Source organism: Aeromicrobium sp., from assembly GCF_036676885.1.
In the GTDB taxonomy this organism is placed as follows: Bacteria; Actinomycetota; Actinomycetes; order Propionibacteriales; family Nocardioidaceae; genus Aeromicrobium.
The window spans coordinates 1-10,282 of the sequence record NZ_JAKFCB010000208.1; the positions used below are offsets into that span (position 1 = coordinate 1).

Annotated in this window: 13 protein-coding genes; 9 read left to right on the forward strand and 4 right to left on the reverse strand. The window is 69.6% G+C overall.

Going from position 1 to position 10,282, the window contains the following annotated elements:
• The first annotated feature begins 64 nt into the window (after positions 1–64).
• Positions 65–268 (forward strand): cold-shock protein, encoded by a 204-nt coding sequence (locus V6M46_RS09580; protein WP_056208020.1) that lies wholly within the window; start codon positions 65–67, stop codon positions 266–268.
• Between the two features lie 152 nt (positions 269–420).
• Here the strand turns inward: V6M46_RS09580 and V6M46_RS09585 are convergent, their stop codons facing one another.
• Positions 421–1,281 (reverse strand): NUDIX hydrolase, encoded by an 861-nt coding sequence (locus V6M46_RS09585; RefSeq protein ID WP_332664209.1) that lies wholly within the window; start codon positions 1,279–1,281, stop codon positions 421–423.
• 37 nt (positions 1,282–1,318) lie between these two features.
• Positions 1,319–2,512, reverse strand: coding sequence for a S1C family serine protease (locus V6M46_RS09590; protein ID WP_332664211.1), 1,194 nt, complete (start codon positions 2,510–2,512; stop codon positions 1,319–1,321).
• 111 nt (positions 2,513–2,623) lie between these two features.
• Here V6M46_RS09590 and V6M46_RS09595 point away from each other — a divergent pair, with 111 nt between their 5' ends.
• The 5 genes from V6M46_RS09595 (at position 2,624) to V6M46_RS09615 (ending at position 5,870) form a co-directional block, all read left to right on the forward strand.
• Positions 2,624–3,085: an aminoacyl-tRNA deacylase gene (locus tag V6M46_RS09595; RefSeq protein ID WP_332664213.1), complete on the forward strand. Its 462-nt coding sequence runs from the start codon at positions 2,624–2,626 to the stop codon at positions 3,083–3,085.
• Between the two features lie 48 nt (positions 3,086–3,133).
• Positions 3,134–3,520: a nuclear transport factor 2 family protein gene (locus V6M46_RS09600; RefSeq protein WP_332664215.1), complete on the forward strand. Its 387-nt coding sequence runs from the start codon at positions 3,134–3,136 to the stop codon at positions 3,518–3,520.
• 58 nt (positions 3,521–3,578) lie between these two features.
• On the forward strand, positions 3,579–3,989 hold the full coding sequence (locus V6M46_RS09605; RefSeq protein ID WP_332664216.1) for a hypothetical protein: 411 nt from the start codon (positions 3,579–3,581) through the stop codon (positions 3,987–3,989).
• Between the two features lie 71 nt (positions 3,990–4,060).
• On the forward strand, positions 4,061–4,747 hold the full coding sequence (locus tag V6M46_RS09610) for an SDR family NAD(P)-dependent oxidoreductase (protein ID WP_332664218.1): 687 nt from the start codon (positions 4,061–4,063) through the stop codon (positions 4,745–4,747).
• Between the two features lies 1 nt (position 4,748).
• A complete protein-coding gene (locus V6M46_RS09615; protein WP_332664220.1) occupies positions 4,749–5,870 on the forward strand; it encodes an S-adenosylmethionine:tRNA ribosyltransferase-isomerase in 1,122 nt (373 codons plus the stop codon).
• 11 nt (positions 5,871–5,881) lie between these two features.
• Here the strand turns inward: V6M46_RS09615 and V6M46_RS09620 are convergent, their stop codons facing one another.
• Together V6M46_RS09620 and V6M46_RS09625 are read right to left on the reverse strand one after the other, a co-directional pair.
• Positions 5,882–6,082, reverse strand: a complete 201-nt coding sequence (locus V6M46_RS09620; protein WP_332664223.1) for a DUF6458 family protein — start codon at positions 6,080–6,082, stop codon at positions 5,882–5,884.
• 67 nt (positions 6,083–6,149) lie between these two features.
• A complete protein-coding gene (locus V6M46_RS09625) occupies positions 6,150–7,184 on the reverse strand; it encodes a LacI family DNA-binding transcriptional regulator (protein WP_332664225.1) in 1,035 nt (344 codons plus the stop codon).
• A 95-nt stretch (positions 7,185–7,279) separates the two neighbouring features.
• On the opposite strand from V6M46_RS09625, the gene V6M46_RS09630 reads away from it, so the two are divergent.
• From V6M46_RS09630 to V6M46_RS09640, 3 genes are all read left to right on the forward strand, one after another.
• Positions 7,280–8,362, forward strand: coding sequence for a substrate-binding domain-containing protein (locus V6M46_RS09630; RefSeq protein ID WP_332664228.1), 1,083 nt, complete (start codon positions 7,280–7,282; stop codon positions 8,360–8,362).
• Between the two features lie 76 nt (positions 8,363–8,438).
• The gene (locus V6M46_RS09635) at positions 8,439–9,491 is read left to right on the forward strand and encodes an ABC transporter permease (protein WP_332664231.1); all 1,053 of its coding nucleotides are present in this window, start codon (positions 8,439–8,441) and stop codon (positions 9,489–9,491) included.
• On the forward strand, positions 9,488–10,267 hold the full coding sequence (locus V6M46_RS09640; RefSeq protein WP_332664233.1) for an ATP-binding cassette domain-containing protein: 780 nt from the start codon (positions 9,488–9,490) through the stop codon (positions 10,265–10,267). Before V6M46_RS09635 ends, V6M46_RS09640 begins: the two co-directional genes overlap by 4 nt.
• Positions 10,268–10,282: the final 15 nt, after the last annotated feature.

The following is a 10,282-nucleotide window of genomic DNA, read 5'->3' on the forward strand; positions in this document are numbered from 1 at the left end:
ATGTGTGTCGCGACAGTCGCTCGCGAAAGGCGTGAGCGGCACTCGCCAAAGAGGAGAAACAAACATGGCTACAGGAACCGTCAAGTGGTTCAACGCTGACAAGGGCTTTGGATTCATCGCCCCCGACGACGGCAGCGAAGACGTTTTCGCGCACTTCAGCGCCATCGCCACGAGCGGCTACCGCTCGCTGGACGAGAACCAGAAGGTCGAGTTTGACGTCGAGCAGGGCCAGAAGGGCCTGCAGGCGACGAACATCCGTCCCCTCTGATTTCTTAGATCATTTGATCTAGATCAGTAGCGAAGGCCCGGGAGCTTGCTCCCGGGCCTTTGTCATGCCCCAAACCCCCGCTGAGCGTGACGAAGTGCAGGCGACACGCCGAAGCGAACCTGCAATGTGTCACTCCCAGCGGGGGCGGGGGACTACTCGGCGGCCTTGGGGGCTTCGCGGTAGGTCGGCAGCGATCCGGCCTCGACCGCCTCGAGCAGCTCGATTGCCGCGGCGGCGGCATTCGCGCGTACGGTCTCCGCGTCGCACCACCGTACGGACTTGATCTCGGTCCTCTGCAGGGTCATGTCGTCGGTGATCGAGCTGTCGACGACCCCGAGGTCGAACAGGAAGATGCAGGCGTCGTCCCAGCCGCGCCAGGCCGGCAGCCAGTTGACCGTGATGAGGTCGCGCACCTCGACCTTGATGCCGAGCTCCTCCTCCAGCTCGCGGACGAGCCCGATCGACGGCGCCTCGCCCACCTCGACGACCCCGCCGGGCAGGTCCCACTCCTGCTTGTAGGTCAGCTCGCACAGCAGCACCCGGCCACGCTCGTCGCGCAGCAGGCCCTGGCTGATGACCCGCTTGGTCGGCAGCCCGGCGTTGAGGATCGCGATGAACCCGTCACGGCTGTGCGGCTCCGGGTCGCCGACGATCCGGGCGAGCAGGGCCCGGTCCGGATCGTTGCCGGCGCCCCGGAGGACGCCTTCGCGCCGCATGCCGGCGATCGACGCCGCGCGGACATCGCCGAGCCGCTCGAGCGGGATCCGGGCCTCGACCCGCGTCATGCCGAGGTCGTCGAACGCGTACGCCAGCGCGAGGCGGAGCGCCCGGACGGCGACGGGGATGTTGTCGGTGCCGGCGTTCCAGCGGATCGACGCCGTACGCGCGTCCTCGCCGCGCAGTGCGACGGTGCCGACTCGCTCACCGTCGAGCATGATCGCGAAGCCGGTGAACTCCTCGGAGCCCGACGTGGGCTGGAGCACGAGGTCGCCGTCGCGGAGGGTCTCGGTCACGCGTTCAGGCTACCGACCCTTCGCCGACGGCTCCTCGTCAGCCGATCGGACCTTCCTTCAGCGTGACCGTCGCGGTGTGGCTCGTGCCGGACGTGTCGGTCCAGGACACGCTCACCGACTTCCCGGCATCGACAGCGGCGACTGCCTTCGACAGCTGGGCGGCCGTGGTGATCCGTGAGCCGTTGAACTCCGTGATCGTGCTGCCCCGGGTGATGCCCGCGGACTCGGCCGCCGATCCGTCGACCGTACCGGCCACGAGCGCGCCGTCGGACTGGCCGTACGCCGACTGGGCCATCTGAACGCCGAGGAATCCGGTGGACCCGATGTGCACCGTGCCGCTCTCGTCACCGTTGCCGATCTGCTCGGCGATCGTCAGCGCCTGCGCGATCGGCACGGCGTACCCCGTGACGTCGGCCGTGCCGCTCGACGCGGCCGTGTTCATGCCGATGACCTCGCCGTCGCTGTCGTACAGCGCGCCGCCGGAGTCACCGGCGATGATGTCGGCGGAGACCTGGATCAACCCGCTGAGCCGCTCCGACGTGCCGCCGGCCTCGGACTGGACCGTGATCGACTGGTTCAGCGCCGCCACGGTGCCGGCTGCCGCGCTCGCCGCGCCGCCGTCGCCATTCGCGTTGCCCACGCCGGTGACCTTGTCGCCGACCTGCACGTCGCCGGAGGTGTCGGGCTTGATCGTCGTGAGTCCGGAGGCGTTCTGCAGCTGCAGCACGGCGACGTCGTGCGTCGCGTCGTAGCCGACGACCGCCGCCCGGTACGTCTTCCCGGTCGACACGACCTCGACCGTGATCGCGGTGGCGCCCTTGACGACGTGGTGGTTCGTGAGGATCTCGCCGTCCGATGTCAGGATCATCCCGGTGCCGGCGGCCTGGCCCGCCCCGTAGCCGACGGCCGTGTTGATGTAGACCAGTCCCGCCTCCTCCGCAGCCGTGGCGTCCCTGGTGCCGGCCCGGTCCTCCAACGACCTGGCCTGGGGGTCGAGCGGGAGCACCGGGAGGTCCCGGCTCGTCCGGTTCTCGCTCGGCAGCTGGGCCTGGGTCGAGGCGGTGGTCGTCGGGGAGTCGTCCGTCTGCGCGGCGTACGCGAGTCCCGAGGCGCCGAGGATCGCGGCGCCGGCCATGGCGGCGATGCCGGCCCGGCCCGGGCGTCGGTGCGTACGGGCGTGCGTCTGCGGCTGAGGTTGCGGCTCTGGGTTGGGTTCTGGCTGATCGTTCATGTCGTGCTCCTCATTGAGTCCTGTCCTCGACTCAAGTCCGGATGGGTATGGGAACGCTGTGAGCCGGCTCAACTTGTGTTGAGAGTTCCGGGCGTTGCGTACGCTCGTGGCGTGAGCGAGGAGCGCGCAGTCGCGGCCGTGGAGGCCACCGGGATCGCGTACGAGGTCACGCGGCACGGCCCGGTCGGCTCGCTCGCCGAGGCCGCCGCCGCACGTGGCATCGAGCCGCGGCAGCTCGTCAAGAGCCTGGTCGTACGCCGGACGGACGACGACTTCCTGTTCGTGCTCGTCCCGGGCGACCGGACGATCTCCTGGCCCAAGCTGCGCCGGCTCCTCGGCGTCTCCCGGCTGTCGATGCCGGATGCGGCGATCGCGCTCGAGGCGACCGGGTACGAGCGCGGCACGATCACGCCGTTCGGCTCGCTCCGCCGGTGGCCGGTCATCGTCGACGAGCGGGTCAGCGGGACGATCTCGGTCGGCGGCGGGGCACACGGCGTCGCCCTCAAGCTCGAGGCAGCTGACCTGATCCGCGTGCTCGAGGCCCAGGTCGCCGACGTCTCCGAACCGCAATAGCCTCTGCCGTTCCGCGGTCCTCACGCCTCGATGGTGCGATGATCGATCATGGCCGACACCGATCTCGACTCTGCCTGCGCCGACTTCGACCGCGCCGTCATGCAGCGTGACCACGAGGCAGCCGAACGCATCCTGCACCCGCAGTTCGCGCTGGTCCTGGTGCATCCGACCCCTGCCGTGATGCCGCGGCAGCGATGGCTCGAGACCCTCGACGGCTACGTCGTCGATGACTGGGAGGTCGAGGAGGACGTGCGCGACTCGAGCGAGGACATCGCGTCAGTGCTGCGACGGGTTCGCATGCGCGCCACAGTGCTCGGCGAGGACCGCAGCGGGACCTTCATCATCAGCGACACCTGGCTGAACGGCGGCTCCGGATGGCAGGTCTGGCGACGCCACTCGACACCGCTCCAGGCCGGACCCATGCCCGGCGCCTGAGCACCTCGGCACGTACCGGCAGTATCCGGCGGACCGTGACCTGTGCCACGATGCGACGGTGGAACTCGACGACGTGCTCTGGATGTTGACCGCTCTTGCCGCAGTTGTCGTCCTCCTGACCCGGATGCGGCTGTCCGCCACGGGCCGCCAACCGGGCCATGCGCAGATCCCCGGATCCATCCTCAACGCACATACCGTGCTCGGCGTCACCGCGCTCGCGGTCTGGATCTACTACCTCACCTCGCCGAGCGACGTGCTGGGACTCGTCGCGCTGATCGTGTGGTGGTTCGAGGTCGTCGTCGGGATCCTCATCCTGGCCCGCTGGCTTCCGGGCGCCGGCAAGCACGCGGCGGCCCCGGTGGACGACAACTGGGCCGAGGGCCCGTACCTGTCGATCCTGGGCCACGTCGGCCTGCTGCTCGGCGTGGTGTTCTTCACCTACTGCGTGCTTGCCGGCAAGATCACCTAGGGCTTGACCTCAACCTTGGTTGAGGTTGTTGGCTGGTGTCCTGTTCATCGGACACCACCAAGGAGCACCTCATGCCTCGAGCACTCATCACCGGCGGTTCAGCCGGCCTCGGCCGCGCGCTGGCCGCCGGCCTGGCGGCGCGCGACTGGGACGTCGTCATCACCGGCCGGGACGAGGCTCGCCTCTCAGCCGCGGCGCACTCGCTGGGCGACCGTGTCACCGCGATGGCCGGGGACGTGACCGACGCCTGGCATCGAGCCGCGCTCGCCGAGGCCTGCTCGGACGGCATCGACCTGTTGGTCAACAACGCGAGCACGCTCGGCGTGAGCCCGCTCCGGCCGGTCCTCGACCTGGACGACCAGGTGCTGCGCGACGTCTGGGAGACCAACGTCGTCGCGCCCACCGCCCTGATCCGTTCCCTTCGCCCCTCGCTCAACGCCGGCGCCGCGGTCATCAACATCACGTCCGATGCGGCGGCCGAGCACTACGAGACGTGGGGCGCGTATGCCGCCAGCAAGGTCGCGCTCGAGCACCTCACGCTCACGCTCGCCGCCGAGGATCCCGACGTGCGCTGGTGGACCGTCGACCCCGGCGACATGCGTACGCAGATGCACCAGGACGCCTTCCCCGGCGAGGACATCTCCGACCGGCCGCTGCCGGAGAGCGTCGTGCCGGCCTTCCTCGCGCTGGTGGACGACCGGCCGCCGAGCGGGCGCTATCGCGCGTCCGAGCTCGTCCCGGCGAATGCGGGTGCCTGACATGACGCTGATCGACATCGCGCCGCTGACGACGTTCGACCCGCCCGGCAACCGCACGGCGCCGTCGCCGGCCGAGGCCCGCGGTCTGCGTCGCGACGACGTACGCCTGCTGGTGGCCCATGGCGACCGGCTGACTCACGCCCGGTTCGGCGACCTCCCGGATCATCTCGAGCCCGGCGACCTGGTGGTCGTCAACGCGTCGCAGACCGTCGCGGGTGAGGTGGACGCCGTGCTCGCGGGCCACGGCGCCTCCAATGGCGATGTCGTCGTCCACATCGCGACCGACCTGCGGGACGGCACGTGGGTCGTCGAGGTCCGGACGACGCCCGACGCCTCGTGGGCCGTGCTCGATGCCGCGCCCGGCCAGACGTTGACACTGACGGGCGCCGGCGCGGATGCCGTGCTGACCCTGCTCGAGCCGTATCCGCGCGAGCGCTCCTCGCCCACCGGTGCCGGCAACCGGCTCTGGCGGGCCGGGTACGCCGGGGAGTCCCAGCTGCCGGCGCTGCTCGCCCGTGTGGGGCGCCCCATCGCGTACGGATATCTCGACCGGCAGTACCCGATCGAGAGCTACCGGACGATCTTCGGCACGACGCCGGGCAGCGCCGAGATGCCGAGCGCGGCCCGGCCGTTCACCCCCGACGTCGTGACCCGGCTGGTGTCGCGCGGCATCGCCGTCGCGCCGGTCCTGCTGCACACCGGCGTCTCGTCCCAGGAGGCTGGTGAGGCGCCGCAGCCCGAGTGGTTCGAGGTCAGCGAGGCGACCGCGCGACTCGTGAATGCCACGAGGGCCGGGGGAGGGCGCATCATCGCCGTCGGCACGACCGTCACCCGTGCGCTCGAGTCGGCCGCACGCGGGGCGCCGGGCCGCGCGCAGGTCGAGGCGAGCCAGGGCTGGACCGAGCGCGTCGTGACCCGGGCGGCGCCGCCGCGCGTGGTCGACGGGCTCATCACCGGCTGGCACGACCCGGCGGCATCGCACCTCCTGCTCGTCGAGGCCGTGGCGGGCCCCCAGCTGACCCAGGCGGCGTACGAAGCCGCGGTCGAGGGTGGCTACCAATGGCACGAGTTCGGCGACTCCGCGCTACTGCTGCCTGCTCATGCGGAAGCCGTCGCGGCCTGACTGCAGGGGACTCAGCGTGGTGGCGGCAGATCGTCGCGACGACGCTCGTTGCGCTGGCCGTTGATGATCAGGCTGACGATGATGCCGAGCGCACCTGCGGCCATCAGGATGTAGCCGACCGTCGTGAGTTCCACGCCTTCGATGGAGTCCTGCACCGCGAAGGCGAGGATCCCGCCGAGAGCGAGGAGAAATATGGATCCACCGATGTACATGGTCAACCTTTCGTCGGGGGGCGTCCTTCGACCGTAGCCCCGAGCCGGCGGTCCCGCACTTCGGCGATCAGGCCGGCGGTGGGATCTCGCCCGATCCGCGTACGAGGAACGACGTGGGAACGACGATCTGCTGCACGGGGCCGGTGTCGCCGCCGATCCGGGCCAGCAGGCGCTCCGCGGCGACCTTGCCGATGAGGTGCGGGTCCTGCGCGATGACGCTGATCGCGGGAGACACCAGGTCGCCGAGCGTGATGTCGTCGAAGCCGACCACCGCGATCTCGTGCTCGAGGCCCAGGCTGCGCAGCGCTCGCACGACCCCGATCGTGATGAGGTTCTGGGCGGCGAAGATCGCGGTCGGGGCAGGGCTCGACTGGAGCATCGCGCGGGTCGCGGTCTCCGCGAGGTACTCGTTGGACAGGTCCTGCACGACATGGGTCGCCGCGCGGGCCGCCCAGCACGCCTGCTTGTAGCCCTCGAGGCGCATGTGGGCCGTGGGCAGGAACTGCCGGTCGCCCATGAACGCGATGTGCCGGTGCCCGTACGAGATCAGGTGCTCGGTGGCGAGGCGCGCGCCACTCTCGTTGTCGACCACGACGCTGTCGGTCTCGAGGCCCTCCACGCCACGGTCGACCAGCACGATCGGCATGCCGGCATCCATCTCCCGCTGCAGCGCCGTCGGGTCGGGGCCGGCGGGCATGACGATGAGGCCGTCGACCTGGTACGACCCCATGGTCGGCACGAGCTCACGCTCGCGCTCGGGATCCTCGTCGAGGCTCGCCGAGAGGACCGCGAACCCGGCAGCGCCCGCGGCGTCCTCGACCCCGCGGTGGACCTGGGCGTCGAACGGGTTCGAGACGTCGCCGAGGAGCAGGCCGATGCTGAGGGTGCGGCGGTCGGCGCGGCGCAATGACCCGGCGCTGACATCACGCCGATAGGCGAGCCGCTCGACCGCTGCCCGTACGCGCGCGGCGGTGGCCTCACCGACGTAGCCCTCGCCGTTGACGACGCGGGAGACGGTCTTGATGCCGACCCCGGCTTCACGCGCGACGTCCTTCATGGTGGCCCGCTGGCGCGGAGCGGGTTTGGGTGACAACGGTGTCATGCGACACAGCCTAACCCTTGACGCGGCATTCTGTGTGAGGTAGAACACTATGTGACAACGATGTCAGACGGTCTGGCGTTGTGAGAGGAATCATCGTGAAAACACCATCTGCCCACCGGCGCCGTTTCGCAGCCGCCGCGGTTGCCGTGCTGGCATCCACGCTGGTGCTCTCGGCGTGCGGGTCCGACGACTCCGGATCGGGCGACTCGTCCGACGTCGGCGTCTCGCTCATCGTCAAGACGACCAGCAACCCGTTCTTCGTCGCGATGCAGAACGGCGCGAAGAAGGCCGCCAAGGAGCACGGCGTCGACCTCAAGCTTGCTGCCGGCAAGACCGACGGCGACGAGGACACCCAGATCCAGGCCATCGAGAACGCGATCTCGCTGGGCCAGAAGGGCATCCTCATCACGCCCAACGGTCCCGCCGTCGTCGACGCGATCGAGAAGGCCCGCGACGCCGGCCTGTTCGTCATCGCACTCGACACCCCGCCGGACCCGGCTGACGCCGTCGACATCACGTTCGCGACAGACAACTTCAAGGCCGGCGAGGCGATCGGTTCCTGGACCGCCAAGAAGCTGAACGGCGAGAAGGCCGTCATCGCGATGCTCGACCTGTTCAACGACAAGGTCGTCTCGGTCGACTACAACCGCGACCAGGGCTTCCTCACCGGCATGGGCATCCCCACCAAGGACGTGAAGAAGAACGGCGACGAGGCCAAGTCCGGCAGCTACAGCGGCGGCGACTACGAGATCGTCTGCAACGAGGCGACCAACGGCGCCGAGGACGGCGGCACCACCGCGATGGAGACCTGCCTGTCCAAGAACCCCGACATCAACGTGGTCTACACGATCAACGAGCCCGCGGCCTACGGCGCGTACCAGGCGCTGAAGAGTGCGGGCAAGGAGAAGGGCGTCACGATCGTCTCGGTCGACGGCGGCTGCGCCGGCGTCGGCTACGTCAAGGACGGCATCATCGGCGCGACATCGCAGCAGTACCCGCTGGAGATGGCCGCCAAGGGCGTCGAGGCGATCGCGAACCTGGCCAAGGACGGCGAGAAGCCCAAGACGACCGAGGGTCTGGACTTCTTCGACACGGGCGTCAAGCTTGTGACGGACGACCCGCAGGACGGCGTCGAGAGCGTCGACACCGCTGCCGGCAAGTCCACCTGCTGGGGCTGAGTGCTGTTGGCGGGGTGCCCTCCGGGGCACCCCGCCATCCCATCCCCGGACCCAGATCGAGAGGACCCCACCCGCCATGACCAACGAACCCGAAGACACCGCGCTCGTCGACCACCCGCTCGAGGTGCTGACCGAAGCCGGCCTGACCAAGCCCCCGAGTCCGCTCGACCGGGTACGCACGCTGCTCCACCGCTATCCGGCGCTGAGCCCCGCCGTCGTCCTGATCATCTCGTTGATCGTGTTCGGCTTGCTCAACGACCGGTTCCTGAGCACCGCGAACCTGTCGCTCGTCGTGCAGCAGGTCGCCGTCATCGGCGCGCTCGCGATCGGGCAGACGCTGATCATCCTGACCGCAGGCATCGACCTGTCGGTCGGCGCAGCGATGATCCTGTCGACCCTGGTCGCCGCCGGCGTCGCAGCTGACCACGGCTGGCCCGGCCCACTCGCCCTGCTCGCGGCGCTGGTCATCGGCATCGCCACCGGAGTCATCAACGGCGTCCTGGTCACCCGTCTCAACCTGCCGCCGTTCATCGTCACGCTGGGCACGCTCAACGTCTTCACGGCGATCGCGCTGCTCTACTCGTCCGGTGCGACCGTTCGTGGCGTCGACATGCCCGGGATCCTGACCTGGACCGGTGAGTCGTTCGACGTCGCCGGTGCCCAGATCACGTACGGCGTCGTGCTGATGATCCTGCTCTACGTCGCCGTCGCGTTCGCGCTGAGCCAGACCTCATGGGGTCGCCACGTCTACGCCGTCGGCGACGATGCGGAGTCGGCACGCCTGAGCGGCATCCACGTCACGCGGGTCATCCTCAGCGTCTACGTCACCGCCGGCGCCCTGTTCGCCGCCGCCGGCTGGATCCTCATGGGCCGCGTCAATGCAGCCAGCCCAAACGCGGGAGTCGACGCCAACCTCGACTCGATCACCGCAGTCGTGATCGGCGGCACGAGCCTGTTCGGTGGCCGTGGCGCCTTGTGGGGCAGCCTGATCGGCGCCCTCATCGTCGGCGTGTTCCGCAACGGGCTGAGCCTCGCGGGACTCGACGTTCTCTACCAGACCCTCGCCGTCGGTGTGCTCGTCATCATCGCGGTCTCTGTCGACCAGTGGATCAGGAAGGCACGCGCATGACCACCTCCACCGCAACCAGCACTCCAGTCCTGCAGGCCCGTGGCCTCGTCAAGACGTTCGGGCACGTCGTCGGCCTGGCCGGCGTCGACCTCGAGCTGCACGCCGGCGAGGTGCTGGCGGTCATCGGCGACAACGGCGCCGGCAAGTCGACGCTGATCAAGTGCCTCTCGGGGGCCTACACGCCCGACGCCGGCGAGATCCTCGTCGAGGGCAACTCGGTCTCGTTCGACAGCCCGGACGACGCCCGCAAGTCGGGGATCGAGACGGTCTACCAGACCCTGGCCGTCTCGCCCGCGCTCGACATCGCGAGCAACCTGTTCCTCGGCCGAGAGCAGCGCCTGCCGGGCGTACGCGGCTCGGTCTTCCGGATGCTCGACAAGAAGGGCATGCGCGACCGCGCCAAGCAGCAGGTCGAGGACCTCGGCATCTCGACCCTGCAGTCCATGACGCAGGCGGTCGAGAACCTCTCCGGTGGCCAGCGGCAGGCCGTCGCCGTGGCCCGGGCCGCGGCGTTCGGCTCGAAGGTCGTGATCCTCGACGAGCCGACCGCGGCGCTGGGCGTACGCGAGTCGGGTCAGGTCCTGCAGCTCGTACGCGACCTGCGTGACCAGGGCATGCCGGTGATCCTCATCAGCCACGACATGCCTCAGGTGTTCGAGGTCGCCGACCGCATCCAGATCCAGCGGCTCGGGCGGCGCGCGGCGGTCATCACGCCCAAGACGCACACGCCGCAGGAGGCAGTCGCGATCATGACCGGCGCCATGGTCGTCACGTGATCCTCGTCGTGGGGG

Coding starts and splice junctions, on each gene's coding strand:
- V6M46_RS09580 (WP_056208020.1), top strand. CDS start 65: ATGGCTACAGGAACCGTCAAGTGGTTCAACGCTGACAAGGGCTTTGGA.
- V6M46_RS09590 (WP_332664211.1), bottom strand. CDS start 2,512: ATGAACGATCAGCCAGAACCCAACCCAGAGCCGCAACCTCAGCCGCAG.
- V6M46_RS09600 (WP_332664215.1), top strand. CDS start 3,134: ATGGCCGACACCGATCTCGACTCTGCCTGCGCCGACTTCGACCGCGCC.
- V6M46_RS09610 (WP_332664218.1), top strand. CDS start 4,061: ATGCCTCGAGCACTCATCACCGGCGGTTCAGCCGGCCTCGGCCGCGCG.
- V6M46_RS09615 (WP_332664220.1), top strand. CDS start 4,749: ATGACGCTGATCGACATCGCGCCGCTGACGACGTTCGACCCGCCCGGC.
- V6M46_RS09620 (WP_332664223.1), bottom strand. CDS start 6,082: ATGTACATCGGTGGATCCATATTTCTCCTCGCTCTCGGCGGGATCCTC.
- V6M46_RS09625 (WP_332664225.1), bottom strand. CDS start 7,184: ATGACACCGTTGTCACCCAAACCCGCTCCGCGCCAGCGGGCCACCATG.
- V6M46_RS09635 (WP_332664231.1), top strand. CDS start 8,439: ATGACCAACGAACCCGAAGACACCGCGCTCGTCGACCACCCGCTCGAG.
- V6M46_RS09640 (WP_332664233.1), top strand. CDS start 9,488: ATGACCACCTCCACCGCAACCAGCACTCCAGTCCTGCAGGCCCGTGGC.